The following is a 21,814-nucleotide window of genomic DNA, read 5'->3' on the forward strand; positions in this document are numbered from 1 at the left end:
AGCGGTATGGTTCCGCCCTCGCCCAACTGGTCGCGATCGAAGGAAAGCCTACGGTTGCTCCACCTCCTTTCGGGCCGACCAGCCGAACAGCTGGGGCCAGAGCGGGTCGAAGTGCTCGCACAGCGCTTCAAAAGCGGCGCGTGCTGCGCTCTCGACCAGCTCGACATGCAGGCGCGGCCACACCGCTGTGGCCTGCACCTGCGGCGTCCAGTGGCTCGATGAAAAGCCGTTGCGCGCGCCATCGAGCGTCTCGTGGAAATAGCCCTCGCACTGGCCGACGGTACCAAACCGAAGGGAGAGGATCCCGATCTGCCGCTGCTGCTCGAGCGACAGGCGGTCCCAAGCGGCGCCGGCATCGAAGTTGGCGAGCTCGTGGAAACTCGGGAGGCGGTCGGAAAGCGGGATCTCGTCCCAGCTAATTCCGCAGGCTGGCGGATTATCTCCGGCACCCTCTCGGCGCACGCCGATGTTCGTGTGGGCGTTCCAGACCGCCGTGCGCCGCCGCGCGCCCTTGGTGAGCGATACCTCGACCTTGCCCCGCGGCGTGCGCGCGCCGGCGCTCACGCTGAGCACGGTTTCGTTGGAGCCGGTGACATCGCCCTTGAGAAGTAGGCGAGCCGGGACCTTGATCAGCGATGAGGTCTTCATGGATTGCAGCGGTGCGTGCATCGATCAACCCTCCACCACGCGGCAGCCGACCTTGCGGACGAGTTCGGTGCGGGCCTTGGCCTTGTCGGCCCAGCCGCCCTTGACGCGCTTCACCTGCACGCCATTCCAAACATGAGCGAGGTTTGCGTCGCCGGTCTCGGTGACCCGGTAGAACTGGTTGGCGCTGGTTTCGATGATCGTCATTGAGGCCTCCCCTTATGCCCAACGCTGCGCGGGGAGCTCGAAAGCCGGCGCCATGCCAGTGCGCCCGACACGGGCCTCAGCGAAGCCGCTGCGCATCTCGAGCGCGAGGTCGCGGATAGCTGTAGGGGCGGTTGACGTGGTGAGCGCGTCCCCGGCACGACAGTTCGTCGGCATAGTCCGCCTTCGCGCGGGCGTGCGCCTCGGTCATGATCTTGGCTCGAAGTGCGTTCGCCTGCTGGGCGCGCGCGGTGACGATGCGAACCGGCACCTTGAGTACTGGCAGGCTCGCGCGGCCGGTCGTCTCATCGGAAAGGGTGGGGAGGATGGCGGCGGCAGTCATTTGGGTTGGCTCCCGATAGACCCTGTTTAATTCACTGTATAACGGTAACCACAACAACCTATTGCGGTCAACGGTTGACTGTGAAATATTCACAGTCTAACCACAAAATTATCCACTGTAGAGGTTAGGCGCACATGCGAAGGGCAATTGAATGTTGACGACGGGAAACCAGCTGAGGGCCGCAAGGGCCCTTGCGGGGATGGATCAAGCGTCGCTTGCCGCTGCAGCGAACATCAGCCCCAACACGGTAAGTGCGATGGAAAAGCGCGGCGCCGAAATGCTGACCAGCGGCCTCGATACGATCAGGGCAATCATGACGGCGTTGGAAGCGGCTGGAATCGAGTTCTTGAACCACGGCCAGCCAGGCGTGAGGCTGAGGGCGAAATCGACCGGTTAGCCGATTGCCATGCTGATCTTCATCCGCAGTTCCTTGAGGACGGTCGAAGCCGTCATCGAATGAAATTCGATCCGGTTAGGTTCGATCCACATTGTCTCTGCGATTGCCGTTCTCCATTCAGGCAAGTTGGCCTCGTGCACTTTGAAGGCCGTCGCTATCGTGCGGGCGCTGCCCCATGTCTGTTGCTGTGGCATTGCGAGGAGCTTCAGATTTTGCGGGTGGAAGCCAAAACCCAGAAAAATGATCATTGCCGCTGCTTCCAGTGAAGCCGCGAGCTGGTCGGTATCGTGAAGCGACTGGCTTTCGGTGAAGGTCCTTATTCGGCTCGTGAGATCGAGGGAAACGGAAGAGTTTGCATCGGCGCCGAATTGCAGGAACGACTTCGAGTTCGGCAGGACCGAACCGAGCGTGCCATAAGGCCGCAATATATTGAGGCCGGCGACTGTGCTTGCCGCCTCATCAGTTGGAACTCCGATCCTCCTAAGGGACCAAAAAAGATAGTGCTCGATGCATCGATCGTAATTGAAGTTGATGATCGTGAGCCGCTTGAACGCGTTCGGGATGTCAGCAAGCCGATGGTTCGCGATCGCCAGGGAAAATAGCTGCTCAATCCAACCGTCTCTCCCGGCCGTTGGTGACGGTTCACCACGATCCGGTTTTATCTTCAGATCGCTGGCCGCCTCTGCCGCCAGGATACGGCGCATGATGCAAGCTTTGCCAAGCTCAACGGCCTCAGGAAAATCACTCAGCTGATAGAGTGCATCATCCACGGAGACAGCAGAGCCAATTGCTGCTGCAAGTTTATGTCCGGCCGACGTATAGAGATCAAGCTTTGAACGATCGCCGTGGAACTTTCGATAGATCACATGCTCGAAAAGATCGGCATCGCCGCGCGTTGGTCGGTTCACGTAGTGAGCAAACATGAAGTCGGTATCGCCGGCGATCTTTTCTGCCAACGTGCCACCTAGTGGCAGGCCGTAAACATCGTGACTGGCGCCGGCCCCTACAACGATCACCAAAGGTTTGTTGAACATTGCGGCGCTCCGTTGCGGAATTCAATGGCGGTTCTTCAGCCAATAGATCAGGGACGCTTTCGGCTGAGCCGTGGCGGGCAGCGTTTCATTGAACGTCGTTATATGTCATTCGGCTTGCAATATTGGCTCTGACGCAATTTTGGTGCAGCACTGGTCATGTGGCGCCGATTAGTCGAGCCTGCAGCAAGTCGAGCTTGGCGCGTCCGTACATTTGGCGCTTGACCAGTTTGAGCTTGGTGATCTGGCCTTCGGTCTGGCCGTTGGACCAGGACGTCGTGATCGCTGCGCTGACGGCGGCCTTGTCCTTGATGACGCCATTGGCGAAAGACATGACGAGGCTTGCGCATGCTCGTTTCAACCATGGTTCAAGCTCTCCGTGGGCCTTCTTGCGGATCATCGCATGGAAAGTGGCTATGATCTCTCGAGCTTCCACCAGGAGAGGAACGCCTTGCTCAATCGCCGCAATGGTGACGGTCTCTGACTTTGATAGCGTATCGCGGCCATTGGTCATCAGGCGGGCGATCGTTCTCGCGGATGGTACCCGCTGCAGGCTCTGAGCATCGGGCGTTTCGGCACGCCGACGGCGTGTCGCCCATTCGGCAACGACTCGCACCGAGCCTCTAAATCCCTGCGCCTTGAGGCGACGCCAAAGGTCGGCGCCATTACAATGGCCAGCGGCCCACTGAACTTCGAGCCATGGCAGGTAGTGCTCGAGCGAGCTCTCGCGCACCCTGAACACGTCGGATCGCTGACCTCGCAATACCCTGCGGATGAGGCCCCGCGGTGAGCCGTACGATCTCCTTTATGGAGACGCCCGTCTCAGCCTGTTTGAGAATTGCCGCGTTGGTGTCTTCTCGCCGAAGATAGCCCTCATATTGAATGCGCTCGGCGGCGGTCAACAAGTTGGGATTTATGGTGGCGGAGCCGACCGCGATCCGGACCTGGCACATGGATTTGCGAACCGCATCCAGGAAGGCGTGGCTGGCGTTCTCCATGAGGTGCCAACGGTCGGCCACCTGGGTGGCGTGCGGGAGTGCCTTGGCCACAGCAAGGGCATAGCCACCGCCGCGGTCGCGCGCGACCACAGCGATTTGTGGCTGCCCCGCGAGCCAGGCCTGCGCAGTGGCTGGCTCTCTGTCGGGTAAGAGAGTGATCGGTCGTCGCCGCTCGAGGTCACAGATAATCGTTCCGTACCGCTGATTGCGCCGCCAGGCCCAATCGTCGATGCCGATAACGCTCGGCGCAGCAAAGGGCGGACACCCGCGCTTTCTAACCACCCGAAGCAATGTGTCGTTGCTCACGGGCAGCATAAGTCGACGGGCAAAACTCGCCGCCGGGCGGCCACCCAAGGCAAGGCCAAGGTGATGGACGATCAGATCGAGCCGAGTCGTTCGCCGCGCCCACGGTGCCAGAGCGCCGTCGTCGAAGCGCTCAGTGAAAATACGCCGACCGCACAGAACAGTAACGCAGCGGAAGCGGCGCGCCACGACCACCAGGCGAACCTGCCGCCCCGCCAGCGGCAGGTCATTTAGGCGCCTCTGATATCGGCTATGGATCCGCCCAGAACTGGTCCCGCAGCTGGGACAGAGACTCGTCCCCCTCGTGGCGCGTATGGTGATCACGGTCGTAGCGCCATCACAAAAAGCGCTTTCCACGTCAAATCCGCGAGGGACCAAGGCCGACGGACGTAGGGCTCGCTGCATCATATTGATTCCTTTGTGAAACCAACGCGAGCCGACGCTTGAACTTCATCAAAAGTGATGGTGTGGAACGGCCCTTCGAACCGGCATCAAAAGTGCCTAACGTGGTCGCGTAGAGAGGCGCCACAAACGAAGGACCGTTCCATGGAGAAGATTATCACAGTGGGTTTGGATTTGGCCAAGTCGATCTTTCAAGTTCACGGCATCGCCGAAAACGGGAAAGTCTTGGTTCGTCGCACATTGCGGCGATCGCAGGTTCTGCCCTTCTTTGGAGGCCTGTGCGAGTGCCCATCACTGGGCACGCGAGATAGCGGCGTTGGGCCACTCTGTCCGCATGATGCCGCCAGCCTACGTGAAGCCTTACGTCAAACGAAACAAGACCGACGCGGCGGATGCTGAAGCCATTTGTGAGGCGGTCAACCGCCCGACAATGCGGTTCGTGCCCGTGAAGACTGCCGAACAACAAGCAGCCAGCATGATTTTGCGAACGCGAGAGATGCTGATGAAGCAGCGCAGCCAGACTGCAAATGCCCTGCGTGCCCATATGGCCGAATTGGGCATTATCGCTGGCACAGGCATGGCAAGCATCGCAAAACTCCTGGTGCTTCTCCGGGACGAAAAAGACAATAGGATTCCCGGCGCCGCCCGCTTTGCCCTGATCCTATTCGCTGAACAGATTGAGCTGCTTACAACCCGCATAGAGAAGCTCGACAGAGAGATTTTGGTTGCCGTCAGAAAGGACCCTGATGCAAGGCGTCTGATGAGCATTCCGGGTGTCGGTCCTCTCATCGCCGCTACCGTTCGGACATCCGTCGTGGATGCTCGCGATTTTGCGACTGCACGAGATTTTGCGGCTTGGACGGGGCTCACACCGAGGGCACAGTCGAGCGGCGGGAAAGAAAGGCTCGGCGCGATATCAAAGCGCGGAAATCGGCAACTACGGACGCTCCTGATCGTTGGTGCGACCTCTATCATCAAGCTTGCTAAACGAGGCTTGAAAGTCCCACTCTGGATTCGGACCATGCTGCAAAGACGGCCGGTCAAGGTCGTATCGGTCGCGCTCGCTAATAAGATTGCGCGCACGATCTGGGCCTTGCTGGTCAGAGGCGGCAACTATCAGGCGCCGGCCGCAATGCTGAAATCCTAATCTCAAGAGCTCTCCGGCGGAAGAAGAACGCTGCCGAGGAGGCAAGGTGCAAATCTGGATGAACCCCGAATGACGTCATTCCCGGTAGCAATCAGACCGCCTGACTCACTGCGCTTCGAGCGCGAGAAATTGATTGGGCGATTGCTTCCGCGGATATCATCGTGGCCAGCGGCCAGGCGCCGCGTTCACAGGCCGAACATATGACCGCACCGTCATCCCTTGTTCAACCAGAGAAAGATCTTGCAGCCCGGGCCGTTCCACATATGAGTCAGAGCCAAATTTGCAAGCCGATTGACACGCGAAAAACCGGCGTGCGCTGCCGGATTGATGATAGAAGTAGTCGCTAATGGCGTTGAATTAGGCAGGCAAAAGCATGGACTACTACGAAACTGTTATGACGCATTACTTGCGATCTGATCGAGCGATGTTTCTCAATACGGAATGTTGCATTCAGCTAAACGAGGGCGCCAATCCCGATACCAGCGGTCTGCATTGGTACTGTGACGCAGTCGGCGTAGATTTTAGAGACAAGACAATATTCCTTTGTGAGATATCTTACAGCAAAGGGCTCCCGAGCTTGACGAAGCGGCTAAGGGGATGGCACGACGATTGGGATAAGGTCTGCAGCGCGATAACGCGCGACTCTCATCTCAATAAGGACTGGCCTGTTCGGCCTTGGCTTTTCATTCCGGAGCAATTCGTGCCGCTGCTTTTGCCACGCTTAGATGAAATTAGCCTCGGCAAGCCACTTAAGTTCTCTCCCCGAATTACCACGCTGGAGATGATTCAGCCTTGGCAATATCAATCGTGGAATCGAACGGGCGAATTAGCTAAACCGAGTACGGTACCCGAGCCAATGCGAACTTGATGAGCCGCTACTGGCGGCGTTTCCAACCAAATCAATAACCAATACTACGGCGCAACCAAACACGAACAAACGCCATCACTCGTCCTCGAATTCCCCGGCATTTTCAGCCTGTTTCGAGGACCCCTTCCCGCTCATAACGGTCTGGTTGCAGGTTCGAGTCCTGCCGGGCCCACTAATATCTTCAAGGATGTGCGGACACTTTGAAAACGACTCGATTTCCGCTTTAAGAACGACTCGATTTCGTTTTGAAAACGACTCGACCTCCCTGCAGGACCATTTCTTCCCAAACAGGCGGGCCGACTACTGCACGATAATTGCGAACGCAAAATGCAGGAGTTCAAGGCGTGATTTCTCGTCCGCAAGTGCAACAAGGTATCTCAACATCTTTCGCTGGGCGCTCCCGGACAACATTGAACTGCGACTTTGCTGGCCCGCAGCATTCTGTTGGCGACCGCATTGGCCGTCGCAGGGCCGGGCTGCGCTCGCACACCTACTTGAGCTGCGCGTGTAGCGAAACATTATCGAGTTCACCTTCCCACCAGGACACAAACACCGCGGCAATACCGTTCCCGATGATGTTGGTAAGCGCACGCACCTCGCTCATGAACTTATCTATCGAGAATACGATCGCAATGCCAGGGACAAGTTCAGGACTGACCACAGTCAAGGTCGCGGCCAGGGTGACAAAGCCGGCACCGGTGACACCGCTTGCGCCTTTCGAGGTGAGCATCGCCACAATGAGTATCGTGAGCTGCTGGCCGAAATTGAGATCGACCCCGAGCGCTTGCGCGATGAACAAGGTCGCCAACGTCATGTAAATGTTCGTCCCATCCAAATTGAAAGAGTATCCTGTCGGCACCACCAGGCCAACGACCGCCTTCGAACAGCCGAGCCGTTCCAGTTTTTCCATTAACTGCGGCAGCGCGCTTTCGGATGACGATGTTCCGAGCACGATCAGCAGCTCATCCTTGATGTACCTGATGAACTTTAGAATAGAAAAGCCTACCAAGCGCGCGATCAGGCCAAGCACAATGATCACGAAGAGCCCGGCTGTCACATAAAACAGGGCAACCAATCCGAGGAGCTTACCGAGCGCGGACGGTCCGAATTCGCCGATAGTGTAGGCCATGGCGCCGAACGCCCCGATTGGCGCTGCCTTCATTACGATCCTAATGACTCCAAACACCGCTTGTGCAGCATCGTCAACCAGACCGCGCATCCGCTCACCTCCCTCCCCAAGCGCCATCAGCGAGAACCCGAATAGGATGGCAAACAGTAGCACCTGGAGCACGTCACCTCGGGCCAAGGCGCCAACTACACTATCCGGAATGATATTGAGGAGGAAATCGACCGTCTTCTGCGATTCCGCCGTCTTGACGTAGTTGGCTACGGCCGCGGCATCCCCCTTGGGAGCGAGCCCATGACCGACCTGAGCGAGATTGCCCATCAAAAGACCCAGGATGAGCGCGAAGGTTGATACGATCTCGAAGTAAAGTAGCGCCTTGACGCCGACTCGGCCGACCTTTCGAGCATCCTGAACATGCGAAATTCCGGAGACAACAGTGCAGAAGATGATCGGCGCGATCACCATCTTGATCAGCTTGATGAACCCATCACCAAGCGCTTTGATCCAGCTACTCGTCCCCACAGCGGGCCATAGCCAGCCAACGAGAATGCCAATCAGGATCGCTATGAGTACCTGGACGTAAAGCACTTTGTACCAGGGCCCAGATTTCCGGAACAGGGCGGCGGCTTTGACAGAGCGGCGCTGGCGCTGATTGTACATCATGCTCGACCCGGCGCCGTGCTCGCAAAGAGGGCGCTCAATGAAGGTACAGCTTCGCTCAGTGTTCCTTCACTGGCGGGCGCAGGGGAATCTGACGGCTCCGAACAGCACAGTCCAGAGCCACGGACTGGCGGCTCTCCCGAATCGGCTTGCTGGCCAAGCGGAACGAAGTTCTGAACCGCTTCCGACAGCAGCGATAGAAACTTGAGAAAGCTTCTTTGAGAGCTGGAAAGCATCAGCGTCACCACCCATTTCTATCTTTTTAGTTGTTCGAAGATGCCATCCAGCATCTTCTAGGACGCCAATCTTAGCAGCCGCCGGCCACTCTTCACTTCAGCAGGCACTCTCGCCGCTATCGCGTCGGAGCGCGACCAACCTTGAGGAAACATTCGCCCTAGAACTTATGGTGGTGCGGCCTCGCCTGCGTTCACCGGCTCGTGCCTCCTGTCCTCACTTCATGTGAATGCCCGACATTCCCAAGAGGCTCCGATTTCGATCGCAAAACCACGAGGCCGAAAAGACATGCCAAGCAGCATTGCTCACGCTGCCTCCCTTGGCGATCTCGGTTCCGGTTTTTCGAGAGCCGTGTTTTGCGGGGCTGAACAGCACTCCTCGGCAGAGAGCTTCTCACTCCTGTAGCTCGCCAAAGCCTGGAGAGAGCACTGCATGACGTCCCGTTTCGCTAGATCAGAGGCAGGCGCTGCATCCAGCCACTTAAGCGCCACCTCGACCAATTCAATCGCGCGGTCCCGCTTACCGGTCTCGTAATAGTACTGAGCGACCGCCCCATACGACAGGAACTTCGCGCCGTCGCTGCCTCGGGGCGGATTCGCCGCCAGGATGTGTTCGGAGAGCTCCTTGCCCATGGCAAAGCGCTCCGCATGTGGAAAATCGGAGTAGTCTTTCGCGGGGTCGAACAGTTGGCGAATCGCGACGCTCATCCAAACCACGGACTTCTTCTCGATCGCGTCGCGAACTAATTGGCGCAACACCGGCAGGCCAGCCCCCAGGTCGCGTATCTTGTGAAGCAACAATTCCGCGTGAAGCCCACGGAAGGTGACCTCGTCCGGCATCGCCGCGAGGGCCTCCTGGATAGCTGAAAGGGCTGTCCGCCAATCCTTTCTCTTCATGGCGGGCTCAAGTCTGGCAAAGATCGGCTCCACCAGAGCTCTCTTCTGCGATAGTTCACGCTTTCTGCGTCGGCCCATGTTTATCCTTTCCGCATCCAGCGCTTTGGCTTCGTCGCTCATTGCCCAGGATCCGTTCAGAACTTTGGGCAAGGCATGATCGAGCTGCGTCGGATGGCCAATAAAGGCGATGCGGCCGTCACGGTCAACGACGAATGACGTGGGAATCCCGACAGAAAAGCTGGGATCCATCCAAAGCTTGTTCATTTCTCCGGCGCAGTCCAATGCGATCGCGAAGTTCAGATTTGGGAGGCTCTTCGTCAACCAGGCGTCCAGGCTGGCTCGCGCTTCATCCGCCGTCGAAGCTTGTTCGCGAGCCGCGATGCCCACCACCTCAACTCCATTGCTCCTGTGTTTGTCTTGCAGGACCACCAAATTTGGCATCGAGGCGATACATGGCCCGCACCACGTCGCCCAAAATTCGAGGATATATACTTTCCCACGTTTGAACTTTCTAACCGGCTGGCCGCGTAGCCAGTTCTCCACTTTGATCGAGGGGGCCCGCGAACCCACGCTCAGCAGGTTCGCCGCACCGACTTGACTTGCGCTCTCAGTCAGACTGGTCATTGCTCAAATTCGCTTTACCTGGCTCTGCGGAGAAAATAGCAAGTCGCATGCCAGCCAGCGCTCATTGAAATTACGCATTTTTTGTATCATTTCTGTCGAGCTTGCGACGCATGTCGCATATCCGACCAGCTGCTTGGAGCTTCTCAGGCAATCAGTCGGTCGGAGGTTCTTGACGCGCCTGTTGAGCGACGAGGAGGAAAGTCAGGCAGCGCAAGGTCGAGTTCACCCATCCACGTCCTGATCGGCTTCCAGGACGACCATTTCGGCGCTCGCGATCACGACGTGAACTGACCTGCTTTGGCCTCGACTTGCGCTTGAGTGCGATCTGAGATTTCCAATTTAACTTTTTGAGCCAAGGGGATTGTGGGATAGTGTCCTTCCTTTGCCGGCGATTGCTCGAGAATTCACCCCGTCCCGTACTGGACGAGAAAAGCCCACCCGAAATGCAGAAGTTGAGCACCGGCTCATTCCGATCGATGGCCGCGTAAACAAAACGTCCATAAGCGGCCCGATCCAGAAAGCGCTCAAGAGCCGCCTGGGCGACGAGGCTCTCGCGCATCCCCGGGCGGTCAGTCGCGGCTTCAAGTCGCTGGAAAATGCTGTCTGAACCTTGAATCGTTATCTTTCTGGTCCGCTGAGCTTCGCTTGGGCTCAGCTGCGCGTCCACCTCAGCTTCATTCCGACTTGAGCTCGGTTTTTTCCGGCGCTCGCCGCCACTCTGCATACTCCAGCTTGCTTATCTCTGCGACTGCACACCGCCCGCACTTGCTCGCGTGGTCTGGGGTCCGGTCGAAACGGATGGATCGCCCTGCGATGCCGCATGACAAAAGGGCCGAAAAACCGCATGCCGCGTCAACCGCGGGGACATCCTGTGTCGCAGTCTGGCGTACCGAACGAAAGAAACGGCGGACTTCACCGCGCCAGACCTCTCGTAGTCTCTTGTTCCTCTAGACAGTCAGGTCGCCGACAGACGAGCGATTTCGCGGATGGTGCCTGCACCCTTGCTTGAAATCGGCAAAGTTGCCAGCCCAAAAACAGGCGCAGGCGCAATCTAGATGGCGCGCTCGCGCCGTGATCGCGCGAACGGGAACTGACCGGCGTCGTTCCTGTGGGAGTGATGCGCCTCATACCAAGCGCACCAGCTCACGCGCGCGACCGAATACACCGCGCCTCGCCGCGGTCCTGCATACAACCCAACGTGCGACAGGACTTACATAAGAATGGGCAGAGCTACGCGTGACAATCGCGATGTCCTAGTCCCGCTCGTCGAGGTGAAGGTCGAGGCGCCGACCGGCCAGGACGACACTGTATCCAACACCTTTTTTTCGGGGCTAGTGCCGCTCGAAAATATAGCTTTCGTTCTCGAGGCGTATGTCGAGCGATCTCACGACTGTTTGCCATCACTTAAGCGCGGTGGGTGCCGGCCCGGTGAAACCTGACTTCAAGCGACTGGGCGAGACGAAGAGGCCTTTAAGCGAAGCCAAGGATAACCTCGAAAAGTGTCTGGCCGATTTGGAAAGAATCGGCTCACGCTCGCGAAAGCGAGGGTTCGAGGTGGTCGGCTGCCAGCTAGGCACCAGGCAAAACCACCTACTTCTTCGAATGGCAACGAGAGTGGTGGCACGTCGGCGACCTAAACTTTATACAAGAGGACGCCGCTTTCCTGATCATACCTGAGGAGTCTCATGGTGCGGCTCGGATCTTCTTTGATGACGCCGAGAGGGAATATATCGGACCCAACTACAAGTGCTCGTTCATCGATCCGTATTGGGATTTTCAAAAATTGAAAACTACACTCAAGGCGCCATAGCAAACTAGAAGGAGAACACTTCTTCAACGTCCAAGAGCCTGTAAATCCCCGTTCGCCCTTGGGGAACTAAGTCGATCATGTTGTTCAACTTGGCGCGAAGCCTTGGCACGAAGACGTCCAGTCGAACGTGCTTATCACCTTTCTCTCTACGCAGCACCTCGATGTTGAAGACTTCGCTATCGATAGCATGACCCTCCACCGCACAGAGATGGCGCAGGAAAATGTGTTCGGTTATCGAAAGCCGCTTGGAGATCCCCAAACGATCGGTAATCTGACGATCACCAATCGTGAACATCCAATTCCCGATCCGAAACCTCCGGCCGGAATGCGATTGCTTGGAACGCCTCTCGGTATGCGTTCTTCGCCAGACCGACATTGCCCGGGGTGCGATTGCCATGAAGCCGTAGGATTTTTCGACGTAATCATCTGCTCCATACTCGATGAGAGGTGGCGCCTCCCCGTCAATCGGCAGATTGGAACATACGATGATGCCAGCATTCGTATTGTTGATTACAGCTTTCACGAAAGCTTTGCCCGTTTCCTTGTCGGTCGGCTTTTCCCAGTATTCCGAGATATCAAGGTCAAGGAAATACAAGTCGATATCATCTTTCTCGAGATATTGGCGAGCGCTTGCTACGTCGTTGACCCACTCTATCTTGCAATCAAGCTGCCCAATTTTCGTCAGGGGATTTTTTAACGCCGTTCCAATGCGATCTGCATCAGCCTTATCGTCATCGACGATTAGGATGCGGGGGGCGCGCATCACATCGGCCGGACCGGAAGGACTCCTGCCTGCGAGATCGGTAGGCTTTTTGGTCGAAGCCATCACTCGGTCAGCCGCCCCTGCATCAGCATCGACAACAGAAAGCACGGCATGATCGCGATCTCCGGCTTGTGCCCAACGTGCAGCAAAACCGTGGAGAACGTGATTACCGTCAAGAAGGCGATCAACATCTTTCAAGATGGCTCGTCCGCAGTCATAGCGACCTCCACAATTAGGGCACATGGCCCACATACCCTACATAACGCACAATTTCCTACCTGAGATTGGTAAACGAAACACTAAGCTGCCGGCGCATCGAGGACATGAGCAAGCGGCAAGCGTGCGGCTATCGAAGTCGGTTGAGGACGTCGTTGTACGCGACACCCAGCGAGAAGCGCATCAAGGTCGGCAGGACGCTCGGAGTCGAAGCGAAATTGCGCGTGCCAATCGAGTTTTGTCCGATGAACATTGCAATGGGGTTGTCGGTGAACTGATCCCCCATGAAAGACGATGAGCGAACCGCGCCCGAGTCAACGGTGAAACTGCTCATCGCGATGCCGTAGAGATAGGTGAGGTCGCCCGTGCCCTACTAGCCGACTTGCTCCAGCGGTTTAGAAAAGTCGGAAGCCAGTAGGGCGGAACATTCGTACACAAGGCCAGCGCGGTCCCACTCCTGTTCTGGACCATCATCGAGAAGACGCCTCGCAAGTCCGACCGTAGCGCTGGCGCCCGGATATTTATCCAGCCGCCTCCCGAGCATGGGAGAGCATGACGACGCCGCTCCCTTGCATAGCATTTCCAACTATTGAAATTCACGACTTGCTGCATGAAGTCGTGCACTCTTGACTGCGGCAAAGTGCACTCCCAGTCGGCACTTCGCGCGGCCGATCCCGATGCACGTCGATGATGATGACATGGCCCTCGGGGCGGCGGCAACGGCCTCACATTTCGTAGGAAGGCTGCCATTCAACTCATTTCGAAAGAGCTTGAATCGTACATAGCGTCCTATTGTAAGCTTTCGATCGCAGTTGCGCCTCCGTTGTGCCATTGCGAAGACAGTTATCGCGGATGTGTCGGCTTATGGACAATACCGCCGATGGCATGAGTGATGCTTGTTCGAATAAGCGAGAGGTTAGATCGCCGCGGTCGACGGACGTGCACTCGGCAGCCGCCAGGTCCTGCTGGACTGGGGCGCTAAGGTGAGTGAGCCGTCGGCGCTGTCTCATCTATCGCGGCCGCGGCTTGCGACCGTGCCGTGTCGCAGGGATGGGCGACGAACCGGGAATGATGCATGAGCGAACCGAGATGAGGGATGCAACGCGAGGGTGCCCCTCAAGACCTCTTTGTTCCTAATAGCGGAGCGCGGAATTGGATAATATACAATCGATGACTGCACAGGAGCTGCGCTCTGCAATTAGTGGCGGCAGGGTCTTGGAGGTAACCACGACAACCGGCTGTGTCGTCGGATGTTCTTATTGCCAGCAGGACAAGTTCGCCGAACGGCAAAGAGCTATATCCGACGTGAAGCATCTTTCTTTGCAAGATTTCAAGCGGTGCCTGGCGCGCGTACCAGCAACTGTGGACATCAGCTTTTCCGGGTATTCGGAGCCTTGGCTCAATCCGGCTTGCACCGAAATGGTTGAGCATGCCTACGCGTGTGGCCATGGAATCCGGATTTTTTCAACTCTGGTAGGAATGAATGGGCGGGATCTAAGACGCTTGCGTGCGTTGCAGTTCCGCGTTTTCCTGGTGCACGTTTTTGATAACGGCACGCATATGGACAGTGCTCTCGTCAGGCGCAACTATGTCGATTTGATGCGCCAACTTGTTGATGCCGGCATTTCGTCACTGCTCTTCATAGTCATGGGCGAGGTGCATCCCGAACTAGTCGACATAATACCTGACGAAGCGCTCGTTCGCTCGCGTCCCCCGCGCAGCAGGCCTGCGAGCGGCGAGCTTAGGATGGTTGAAGCACGACAGCCAATCGTTGGAGCGCTGACATGTCCTGACGAACGGCAATATCGGAATGTTCTTCTCCCAAACGGCGACGTTACTTTCTGCTGCATGGATTTTGAGCGACGGCACGTTCTGGGCAACCTTCTCCGCGACAGACACAAGGATCTCTTCGAAGGGGCGACATTTGGCAAGATTGCCAGTCGCATGAACGGCGCGGACGGTTTTCTACTTTGTCGATCGTGTGAATTCGCCGAGCCACTTTGGTCGGAATGCTCATCCTTGAGAGCAGTTGACCCTGACTGATCGAAACGAATCGGGAGCCCAGGCGAGGACGGCCTTGCCGCTCATCATCACATCAGCCGCGGTGACGACCCCGCCATGAACGAAGGTCGCCATGGCCTGGAGCATTTTGTTGGTCGCCGGCCTCCTGGAAGTCGCTTGGGCAATCGGGCTCAAATACACCGAGGGCTTTACCAAGCTCGTTCCGTCCGTGCTCACGCTCGTGGCCATGGCTGGCAGCGTGATCCTGCTCGGCCTCGCTCTGAAGACGCTGCCCATTGGAACTGCCTATGCGGTTTGGACCGGCATCGGCGCGGTCGGCACCGCGGCGCTCGGCATCATCCTGTTCGGGGAGCCGGCTACCCCGTTTCGCTTTGCCAGCATCGGACTGATCGTGGCCGGCATTGTCGGGCTGAAGCTCGTGTCCTGACGAAAACGTCGAAAGCATTGACCCCCACCAGGTCAGCGCCGCAAGGATCGGAGACTTGCCGCCGTGATTGTCCGGCACAATTGAGCTGGGCGCGTTCCAGCGCACCGCCGAGGGCGCGGCGCCGACAGCGGCCACGGTGATACTGTGGCCGAAGAAAGTCGCCGTGAACGAGATGCCGATGCAGGCCCTCTTGGCCGAGACCTGTTGACCGCGAGCCTCAGTCTCGCAACACGAAAGCACGTGGTGCGGACGATACGCCCGTCGCCAATCGGCGTGCCGACGGCCATTGCTTCTGGCCCGAGGCACCACCTGGAGCGGCACGAACAACTGGGTGCCAAGCTCGCCAATGCGACCAGAACAGTAATGGACCCAGCTATGCCGCTGATGCTCATGGCGGCGGCCAAGAAAGGTCGCTTGCTCAAGTCGTGCGATGCCTGCTCTACGGAGCTGCAGGGGAAAAGGTGCATCACAGAACGATATGACCGGCAGAGCGTCTTCGTTTGCTCCGAACTGGTTCCGACCATCCCGCCTAAGAGTACGAGACCATCCTACTCGTCGCATGATTGGGCGGCAGTGTTGAGGACTTACTCCCGATCGAGCCAGCTCGCTCGTGACTGTCACCTCACGCGGGAGCCGATTGCGGCGTATTCTGGTGTAGGGGCCAGCCATCAAGGATGTGCATTCGCGTCGTCCGAACAGCTGGCTGGTCGACCACCCAACCGAATGCACGCTCGATATAACGAAGGTACGGCAAAGCTGCCCGACCATAAGCCCAGTCCGGCACGATCGGCGGCGCGTTGCGCGGCCCGGTATGGCCCTGTGGAAGATTGCGTCTGATCGAACGCGAGACCATTGCGCACCAACCATTCTCCGACATCCATGCCATCAGCTGAACAGGTCGCAATCGTCCGTCCAGACTCATCCTGCAGCACTGACAGGCAACTGACTTCGCGCTCTGCAATGAAGCCTTCAAGGTCGCGCACGGCCCTGAGGCCACATCGATATGGATTGCCGTTGATATCTCTGCACATTTGGGACTTGTCCGGCGCGTCGATGCCCCAGAGCCGAACGCGAGTCCTGTTGATTTCAACGGTGTCGGTGTTGATGACCTTTGCCCGCCCGGTCAACTGGCCGGCCAACACGATGCTGCACAGTGCGAACATGGTCAACACCACGATCAATCCGGGCATAGCGATCTTCTTTTCCGAACTGCGAACATTCCGGCCGAGCGCAGCAGAGCATAGGCAAGTGGCGAAAGGCGCTCGATCGCAGTGCCCAGAAGGGTGCTAATGTTGAATAAGTAAGCTCGCTCGACAGATGAATCTCCCTGAATGAGCAGCGCAACACCTCCCTCGCGTCCAACCTCGCCCACGATGGTTTGTGACGCGCCTGCTGCGCTGACCGAATGGGGCCATTGCTCCACGTCATTGCGGCAGTCCGCCTCGACTGCATCGCGCACCGGCAGGGCGAAATCCGTCGTGCGCGTACGCTGATTAGCCATCAAGCAAGCGCAGACCGCTGCCCGCAAGTCCGCGTCATACGAATTCCTGATGGCCTTGTCCGAAATGAGCATAAGCTCGCCGCCTTTCTGGCACCGATAGCAGCGAGCACGCGCCGTCCGCGGTCGCTGCTCACGGCAACTAAGGGAAAGTGTATGCATCGCTGGAGCAAAACGGGCGCTCCGAGGGCCATCGTTGTTATCAACGGCAACATGCCTTCTACAGGCGGTTGGCGACGACTCCGCCCGTAGTCACGCCGCCCAACTTGTTTCGCGAGCGCCAGCACAGCCATCTCAACCCCTAGCTGGACCAGGGCCACAAGTGCGTAGGAAACCGCGAACCATGCGATGTTATAAAGATTGGCGGCGCCGAAGCCCGCGCCGTAGAGGGCCCAAAACGTGACGCAGACAACGATACCAGACTGATACGCCGTCGAGAGGGCAAGCGCCTTGCTGTACTGCAGATCGCGATGCGCGGTGTTGGACGGGATGAGCCGATTGGCGAGCGCCTGGATCGCAAACAGCGGCACCAGAAGCGTCGTGGCATTCATACCAAATTGCGGCAGGTCGGCCGGAACAAAGAGTATGTTTTCCAGCAGCAGGCCGAGCGCAAGACCAAAAGCAGCCGCCGCCGCGCCGAACAACAGAAACAGCATCGAGCCGGGGACGAAACGCACCTCGGAGACCCCAACCGCAAAGTGCGGCAGACTCTCGAAGAACATGAACACAAGCGTCGCGGCGATGGCTTGCAGGGCAAATGACAGAGCGCCCCGCTCGCGCATAGTCTCGACCAGAAGCTTGGCGGCGACGCAGCACGTCGCAAGGCCTAGCACGCAGCTTAGCACAAGCTTGGCGCCTGTTACTATTCCCGGTTCGATATGCATGGTCCAGGTCCCTCTTGCCTTTGTACTCGGGCCTTGTGTGGTAGACCGCTCGAAACGGCATTTCAGTTTCCGCACCTCGGTCGACCGCTAACGTCCTGCTTCCGCCATATCGGACCGGGTGTGCACACAGCCTCCGCTCGGTCTGCGGGACTTTGATAGCAACAGCTATGCCACCCCCGCCACCGCGCTTAAGCCTCTGATTGCGCGTTGAAACGTTTCCGTCCCCACAAGGCTCGCCGTGTGAGCTAGCTGACATACTCTGGATGAAATTGAACACACATGGGTGCCCCGTCTTTGCTCAACCTGTGCCGTTTCGAACAATCGTTCTACCTCCCTTCTTGAATTGGAAATCCTGCGGCCGCCGGCGCGAAGACACCCTTTGCACGCGAACTAGCCGAGCGCGGCCGACCGCGCGAGGACCCAAGGGCATTCTCCAGCTGATCGGCGATGCGCTCCTGGTCCAGCAGCGTGTGGCGGGCCGCGCAGCCATTGCCGAGAAGCCCGACGCACTCTGGGGCAAGCCGGCGCTGGAGCGGCTCTATTCGCGGCTGACTGACGAATACGAATTGAAGGAGCGTCTTGAGATGCTCCAGCGCAAACTGCGGGCCATTCCGGACGGCCAACGCCCCGGCGGACATCATCGAGACACGGCGCTCGCTGCGTCTGGAAGGTTATAGTCGTGCTGATCGCGACGAAAGTTGCGATCGGATGCGGTCAGATTATTGCAGCAGCTCAGTGAAGTGCGGCTGGTCACAGCAGGCGAGGCGCTTTCCTGGCCTTTGAGCGGACTCACTAACGTATCAGGCCGGCTAGTTGCGAGGAACACGCTGTTCGGCGCACGCGGCGGCGTGTTTTGGCAAAGCCTTCGCCGTGCTCGTGCACGCGAGGTTCGACGAAATCCCGGTGCGGCTCGCGACCGAGCAAATAGGCGAGGCGACTTCCGGCGCAATTCTCCGGAAAATCGATCAACGATCATGCGTGTATGGCAGACGCGCGGCAGAGCGTTCACCCCGACGATCCAGCGTGATCCGAGAAGACCCTTTGTCAGTTTGCGGCGGACCGCAACTGAGCTTGTCCGCTGTTGCCGAGTAGCTCGCGGAATACTTGCGCTTCCCCCGTCGTTCGCCAGCGCGCGGCCAGTGACGACCGGAACAAGGACGGTCGATTTCACCAGAGCGCCTCGCTAAGAGCGAACGCCTTTCGCCGCGTTGACACATCGCCGCGGCTCGGTCGACGTCGCCTTCGGTGATTTCCCTTGCTTGGCTGCTAGCGAAAGGCTCCGTGATCGAGGAGCGCAGCGCACCGCGCGTGCTACAACTGAACATGAAAGCTCCGAACCGCGGTCCTCGGGTTGACTAAGGGGACGGTCGCCGAGCTATACGCGCTCGGTACTGCCATGGAGCGTGCATGGCAGCTCCGCGTCAGCGATAAACGGACGACAAGGAACTGCGCCGCGAATTTCAAGCGGTTTTGACCTCGCAAGCAGGCGCCGAGATATCCGACGTCCCGGTTGCCTGTAGACATTCCATCTGCAGGGATTGTCCTCAAAGCGCCCTCGCCACTCACGTGCGGGCGGCAACTTCCCCCAAATCCACTTCTGAACAGAACCCGCCATGGCGATGCTTAGCTGGCTCGTTCAGAAGGCCGGCGAGCCTGAGGCCTTCAAGGACACCTTCGAGCCGCTGTTCGCGAACGATTGCGGCGAGCAGCGAAACGGCCTCCTCCCGATGGACGGTGAAGCCGACGTCAGGCGCTCGCTGAACCAAGAGGTCCATCAGGGTGGGAAGTTCAGAAACGTGGTCGCGTAAGGTCGAGACCACATCATTGGCGAGATAGGTCGCCAAATCCCCTTTCGCCGGCGGATCAAAGTCCAACTCGACCGCGGCGCGCTTCTCGATTGCCTCTCGTATCAACTCGCGCTGGCTTCGTGCATTCATCGAGAGCATGAACGCCGCATCCGCGAGCTTCTCGCGCGGCAAGCTTCTCAGTTCGACTATGCGAGCCTGGATGTCGGCAATCGAACTCTCACGCCCTGCATCTGCTCGCCACGCGTTAGCTCCTGCCCTGCTCTTTTGTACCCGAACCATCATCATGCTCTCCGGCGGACGATATATCCCGGCGATAGCGGAATGAAAGTGCAAAGTTGTGTGGTGCATGCGCGCAGTCCGCCTGACGAACGCGGAACCGGCGGTCGCGCGAAGGACTCAGAATGCGCTATTTTCGTGATGCGCTCGTGCTTTTCTCGTCTACAAGGCGCGGGATGGCATGTTGTCGGGTCGTGGCTACGGCCGAGCGAAGGCCTGCTTCCAACATTCCGTCAGTAGGTGATAGGTAGCGAGGCGGTGGCGGCGGGCGGATCACCGCCAACCTTCCAGGGAGGACGAAACCGGCCAGATATTCCGGAAGACAACCAGACCGTGGACCAGATCCGAGACGGACGACGTTGCGTTTGCACCCTTGCTTCGGATCCGCTCGCTTTGGCTATCTTCGGGAATATTATAGCGGAAACCGGAAACTGCGTTTGTCCACCATGCAAGGGCCCGCCGGGTAGATGGAAGATTGGGACACCGGTTGAACGTGACCGGGTTAACGCCGATTTCGCGCGTGATCTCGTTGCATCGCGAGAACGACGTAGCCGCCGTGGCAGGGCTCTCACCTGAAGATTTAACCGAACTTGAATAGGACACCGTAACCGCCGCGTGGGTAGCTCCACTCGATATCACCACTTTCTTCGCAGATCACCCTGCAGGTGCCGCACTCGATACACCCATCGACTGTCACCTCAACATGACCTTTATCGTTGAGCTCGTAGCACCGTGCAGGGCAGGCCTTCAGCATCGACAAGAGCCGCGAGGATGGCGTGGTGTGCGGACGTACCTTGATGTGGGCGCGGCCGGAATCAACGAGATAACGGTTGTAGAATAGTTTATCCTCGACACGTTGGGATGGCTCGCTCGGCATTGTTTCTGGCTCCGTCGTTCGTCATTGTCTTAGGTTTGGATCATCGCCAGGCCCGGGCAATGCGCAGGGCATCGCTAAACAGCCCACTCCAAGACCGGGCCTTGATGAACGAGCTCAGCATCAGCTTCTCTTTCTCGAGCTTTGGTGTGCCGTCGACGCGCACGTAATCCTGCATCGCCTTGGAGAAGAGCTGCGGATATGTGAGAAAGAAGTTCTGCGAGTGGGTATGCATGAGTGCCGGCATATCTTTGTACTTCTTCAGGTCCTTGATCACGAAAGAATCAGTTAGCATTTTCTTGTAAAGCGAAAGATTTTTGGCCGTCATCGGATCTTTTCGCGATCTGATAAGGCAGATCGCTTCCGCCGCGATACGGCCCGACGTCATCGCCAAATTGGACCCCTCGCGATGGATGGCGTTGTTAAGTTGGGCGGCGTCTCCGACGACCACCCAGCCCTCCCCGCAAAGCTGCGGGATTGCCCTGTACCCACCTTCGGGGATCAAGTGCGCGGAATATTCCTTGACCTCCGAACCTTCGATGAGCGGCGCGACGGATGGGTGACGCTTGAAACCCTCGAGCAGGCCGTAAGGCGTCTCGCCGGTACGCTGGAAGTCGGCAACAAGACAGCCAATACCGAGCGAGATGCATTCCTTATTGGAATAGATGAAGCCCATACCGGTCATGCCGCGGGAGATGGTTCCGACTGCTTCGATGACGAGCCCCTCGTCGCCTTTGAGATTGAAGCGAGCGTCGATTGTCTCGCGTGACAAAAAATGCATCTCCTTAACCGCGAGTGCGACCTTGTCCGGTTTCGGCCGCCCTCTTAAGCCCGCGCCCGTCCCGAGCACTCCGTTCACCCCCTCGGCCAGCACGACAACATCTGCATGGATTTCACCCCCATCGCGGTCTGTGCGCACCCCGACGACCCTGCCATGGGAATCCTGGAGGAGCTCGGTCACCGTGGTCTCGCACAGCACGGTAGCGCCGGCGTCGCGGACCTTCTGCGACAACCATTTATCGAACTGGGCGCGGATGATGGTGTAGCGGTTCGGCTTCTCCTCGTTGAAATCATCGGATCGATAGTGAATCCCTGTGTGCGAACGCTCGTCCAGGATCCAGAAGCGTTGCTCGACTAGATGCCGCTCAAGCGGCGCATCTTCTCGGAAATTCGGAATCAGCTTCTCCAGCATGTCGGCATAAAGGATGGCCCCTTGCACGTTCTTCGACCCGGAATACTCGCCGCGTTCCAGCTGCAGCACTTTCAGACCCCGCTCGGCCATTGTAAGCGCCGCCGCGTTCCCGCCCATGCCAGCACCGACGACGATGGCGTCGAATCTTTCCTGAATCATAACAAGC

19 protein-coding genes and 3 pseudogenes are annotated in these 21,814 nt (G+C 58.2%); 6 read left to right on the plus strand and 16 right to left on the minus strand.

Going from position 1 to position 21,814, the window contains the following annotated elements; genetic code table 11:
• Window positions 1–48: 48 nt before the first annotated feature.
• The 3 genes from ACFQX9_RS30160 to ACFQX9_RS30170 all read right to left on the minus strand — a co-directional run bounded on the left by ACFQX9_RS30160 (window position 49) and on the right by ACFQX9_RS30170 (window position 1,192).
• Window positions 49–669 carry a hypothetical protein gene (locus ACFQX9_RS30160; protein WP_377791370.1) on the minus strand — a complete coding sequence of 207 codons (621 nt, stop codon included), beginning with the start codon at window positions 667–669 and terminating at the stop codon, window positions 49–51.
• Window positions 670–672: 3 nt separating this feature from the next.
• Window positions 673–852 carry a hypothetical protein gene (locus ACFQX9_RS30165; RefSeq protein ID WP_377791371.1) on the minus strand — a complete coding sequence of 60 codons (180 nt, stop codon included), beginning with the start codon at window positions 850–852 and terminating at the stop codon, window positions 673–675.
• A 76-nt stretch (window positions 853–928) separates the two neighbouring features.
• Window positions 929–1,192, minus strand: coding sequence for a hypothetical protein (locus ACFQX9_RS30170; protein WP_377791372.1), 264 nt, complete (start codon window positions 1,190–1,192; stop codon window positions 929–931).
• A gap of 151 nt (window positions 1,193–1,343) precedes the next feature.
• Between ACFQX9_RS30170 and ACFQX9_RS30175 the strand changes: the two genes are divergently transcribed.
• Entirely contained in the window at window positions 1,344–1,589 is a 246-nt protein-coding gene (locus ACFQX9_RS30175; protein ID WP_085359719.1) for a helix-turn-helix transcriptional regulator, read from the plus strand.
• Here the strand turns inward: ACFQX9_RS30175 and ACFQX9_RS30180 are convergent.
• Both ACFQX9_RS30180 and ACFQX9_RS30185 read right to left on the minus strand, forming a co-directional pair.
• Complete coding sequence (locus tag ACFQX9_RS30180; RefSeq protein ID WP_377791373.1) at window positions 1,586–2,623, minus strand: hypothetical protein; 1,038 nt, start codon at window positions 2,621–2,623, stop codon at window positions 1,586–1,588. The two genes, ACFQX9_RS30175 and ACFQX9_RS30180, sit on opposite strands and share 4 nt — an antisense overlap.
• Before the next feature lie 154 nt (window positions 2,624–2,777).
• Window positions 2,778–4,326, minus strand: a pseudogene (locus ACFQX9_RS30185) (ISL3 family transposase).
• 141 nt (window positions 4,327–4,467) lie between these two features.
• Here ACFQX9_RS30185 and ACFQX9_RS30190 point away from each other — a divergent pair.
• A pseudogene (locus tag ACFQX9_RS30190) lies at window positions 4,468–5,470 on the plus strand (IS110 family transposase).
• 1,358 nt (window positions 5,471–6,828) lie between these two features.
• Here the strand turns inward: ACFQX9_RS30190 and dctA are convergent.
• The 5 genes from dctA to ACFQX9_RS30215 form a co-directional block, all read right to left on the minus strand.
• Window positions 6,829–8,124 (minus strand): C4-dicarboxylate transporter DctA, encoded by a 1,296-nt coding sequence (gene dctA, locus ACFQX9_RS30195; protein ID WP_377791592.1) that lies wholly within the window; start codon window positions 8,122–8,124, stop codon window positions 6,829–6,831.
• Between the two features lie 539 nt (window positions 8,125–8,663).
• A complete protein-coding gene (locus ACFQX9_RS30200; RefSeq protein ID WP_377791374.1) occupies window positions 8,664–9,878 on the minus strand; it encodes a TlpA disulfide reductase family protein in 1,215 nt (404 codons plus the stop codon).
• Window positions 9,879–10,029: 151 nt separating this feature from the next.
• A complete protein-coding gene (locus tag ACFQX9_RS30205; RefSeq protein WP_377791375.1) occupies window positions 10,030–10,545 on the minus strand; it encodes a hypothetical protein in 516 nt (171 codons plus the stop codon).
• A gap of 1,147 nt (window positions 10,546–11,692) precedes the next feature.
• Window positions 11,693–12,649, minus strand: coding sequence for a hypothetical protein (locus tag ACFQX9_RS30210; protein ID WP_377791376.1), 957 nt, complete (start codon window positions 12,647–12,649; stop codon window positions 11,693–11,695).
• A 148-nt stretch (window positions 12,650–12,797) separates the two neighbouring features.
• Window positions 12,798–13,001, minus strand: a complete 204-nt coding sequence (locus tag ACFQX9_RS30215; RefSeq protein ID WP_377791377.1) for a hypothetical protein — start codon at window positions 12,999–13,001, stop codon at window positions 12,798–12,800.
• Window positions 13,002–13,819: 818 nt separating this feature from the next.
• Between ACFQX9_RS30215 and ACFQX9_RS30220 the strand changes: the two genes are divergently transcribed.
• The 3 genes from ACFQX9_RS30220 (at window position 13,820) to ACFQX9_RS30230 (ending at window position 15,324) form a co-directional block, all read left to right on the plus strand.
• Complete coding sequence (locus ACFQX9_RS30220; protein WP_377791378.1) at window positions 13,820–14,710, plus strand: SPASM domain-containing protein; 891 nt, start codon at window positions 13,820–13,822, stop codon at window positions 14,708–14,710.
• 91 nt (window positions 14,711–14,801) lie between these two features.
• The gene (gene sugE / locus ACFQX9_RS30225) at window positions 14,802–15,116 is read left to right on the plus strand and encodes a quaternary ammonium compound efflux SMR transporter SugE (RefSeq protein ID WP_377791379.1); all 315 of its coding nucleotides are present in this window, start codon (window positions 14,802–14,804) and stop codon (window positions 15,114–15,116) included.
• Window positions 15,117–15,183: 67 nt separating this feature from the next.
• A complete protein-coding gene (locus ACFQX9_RS30230; protein WP_377791380.1) occupies window positions 15,184–15,324 on the plus strand; it encodes a hypothetical protein in 141 nt (46 codons plus the stop codon).
• 460 nt (window positions 15,325–15,784) lie between these two features.
• Here ACFQX9_RS30230 and ACFQX9_RS30235 read toward each other — a convergent pair whose 3' ends face one another.
• From ACFQX9_RS30235 to ACFQX9_RS30245, 3 genes are read right to left on the minus strand one after another with little or no spacing between them, the layout of a single operon-like run.
• Window positions 15,785–16,306 carry a thermonuclease family protein gene (locus ACFQX9_RS30235; protein WP_259217541.1) on the minus strand — a complete coding sequence of 174 codons (522 nt, stop codon included), beginning with the start codon at window positions 16,304–16,306 and terminating at the stop codon, window positions 15,785–15,787.
• Window positions 16,294–16,617 (minus strand): hypothetical protein, encoded by a 324-nt coding sequence (locus tag ACFQX9_RS30240; protein WP_377791381.1) that lies wholly within the window; start codon window positions 16,615–16,617, stop codon window positions 16,294–16,296. The genes ACFQX9_RS30235 and ACFQX9_RS30240 overlap by 13 nt, the downstream gene beginning before the upstream one ends.
• Window positions 16,617–17,498 carry an energy-coupling factor ABC transporter permease gene (locus tag ACFQX9_RS30245; RefSeq protein WP_377791382.1) on the minus strand — a complete coding sequence of 294 codons (882 nt, stop codon included), beginning with the start codon at window positions 17,496–17,498 and terminating at the stop codon, window positions 16,617–16,619. Before ACFQX9_RS30245 ends, ACFQX9_RS30240 begins: the two co-directional genes overlap by 1 nt.
• Before the next feature lie 375 nt (window positions 17,499–17,873).
• On the opposite strand from ACFQX9_RS30245, the pseudogene ACFQX9_RS30250 reads away from it, so the two are divergent.
• Window positions 17,874–18,237: pseudogene (locus ACFQX9_RS30250) on the plus strand (RMD1 family protein); the annotation flags it as partial.
• A gap of 823 nt (window positions 18,238–19,060) precedes the next feature.
• On the opposite strand, the gene ACFQX9_RS30255 reads toward ACFQX9_RS30250, so the two are convergent.
• From ACFQX9_RS30255 to ACFQX9_RS30265, 3 genes are all read right to left on the minus strand, one after another.
• On the minus strand, window positions 19,061–19,591 hold the full coding sequence (locus tag ACFQX9_RS30255) for a hypothetical protein (RefSeq protein WP_377791383.1): 531 nt from the start codon (window positions 19,589–19,591) through the stop codon (window positions 19,061–19,063).
• A 571-nt stretch (window positions 19,592–20,162) separates the two neighbouring features.
• Complete coding sequence (locus ACFQX9_RS30260; RefSeq protein WP_085383486.1) at window positions 20,163–20,459, minus strand: ferredoxin family protein; 297 nt, start codon at window positions 20,457–20,459, stop codon at window positions 20,163–20,165.
• Window positions 20,460–20,499: 40 nt separating this feature from the next.
• A complete protein-coding gene (locus ACFQX9_RS30265) occupies window positions 20,500–21,807 on the minus strand; it encodes an FAD-binding protein (RefSeq protein ID WP_204513351.1) in 1,308 nt (435 codons plus the stop codon).
• Window positions 21,808–21,814 lie beyond the last annotated feature (7 nt).

Origin of the sequence: Bradyrhizobium sp. GCM10028915, assembly GCF_042666195.1 — a bacterium.
In the GTDB taxonomy this organism is placed as follows: Bacteria; Pseudomonadota; Alphaproteobacteria; order Rhizobiales; family Xanthobacteraceae; genus Bradyrhizobium; species Bradyrhizobium canariense_D.

Bases quoted from the DNA above. Each gene is read 5' to 3' on its own strand.
- ACFQX9_RS30265 (WP_204513351.1), bottom strand. From the start codon at position 21,807: ATGATTCAGGAAAGATTCGACGCCATCGTCGTCGGTGCTGGCATGGGC.
- ACFQX9_RS30215 (WP_377791377.1), bottom strand. From the start codon at position 13,001: ATGAGCAGTTTCACCGTTGACTCGGGCGCGGTTCGCTCATCGTCTTTC.
- ACFQX9_RS30180 (WP_377791373.1), bottom strand. From the start codon at position 2,623: ATGTTCAACAAACCTTTGGTGATCGTTGTAGGGGCCGGCGCCAGTCAC.
- ACFQX9_RS30240 (WP_377791381.1), bottom strand. From the start codon at position 16,617: ATGGCTAATCAGCGTACGCGCACGACGGATTTCGCCCTGCCGGTGCGC.
- ACFQX9_RS30200 (WP_377791374.1), bottom strand. From the start codon at position 9,878: ATGACCAGTCTGACTGAGAGCGCAAGTCAAGTCGGTGCGGCGAACCTG.
- ACFQX9_RS30260 (WP_085383486.1), bottom strand. From the start codon at position 20,459: ATGCCGAGCGAGCCATCCCAACGTGTCGAGGATAAACTATTCTACAAC.
- sugE (WP_377791379.1), top strand. From the start codon at position 14,802: ATGGCCTGGAGCATTTTGTTGGTCGCCGGCCTCCTGGAAGTCGCTTGG.
- ACFQX9_RS30165 (WP_377791371.1), bottom strand. From the start codon at position 852: ATGACGATCATCGAAACCAGCGCCAACCAGTTCTACCGGGTCACCGAG.
- ACFQX9_RS30170 (WP_377791372.1), bottom strand. From the start codon at position 1,192: ATGACTGCCGCCGCCATCCTCCCCACCCTTTCCGATGAGACGACCGGC.
- ACFQX9_RS30245 (WP_377791382.1), bottom strand. From the start codon at position 17,498: ATGCATATCGAACCGGGAATAGTAACAGGCGCCAAGCTTGTGCTAAGC.
- dctA (WP_377791592.1), bottom strand. From the start codon at position 8,124: ATGTACAATCAGCGCCAGCGCCGCTCTGTCAAAGCCGCCGCCCTGTTC.
- ACFQX9_RS30175 (WP_085359719.1), top strand. From the start codon at position 1,344: ATGTTGACGACGGGAAACCAGCTGAGGGCCGCAAGGGCCCTTGCGGGG.
- ACFQX9_RS30255 (WP_377791383.1), bottom strand. From the start codon at position 19,591: ATGATGATGGTTCGGGTACAAAAGAGCAGGGCAGGAGCTAACGCGTGG.
- ACFQX9_RS30160 (WP_377791370.1), bottom strand. From the start codon at position 669: ATGCACGCACCGCTGCAATCCATGAAGACCTCATCGCTGATCAAGGTC.
- ACFQX9_RS30235 (WP_259217541.1), bottom strand. From the start codon at position 16,306: ATGCCCGGATTGATCGTGGTGTTGACCATGTTCGCACTGTGCAGCATC.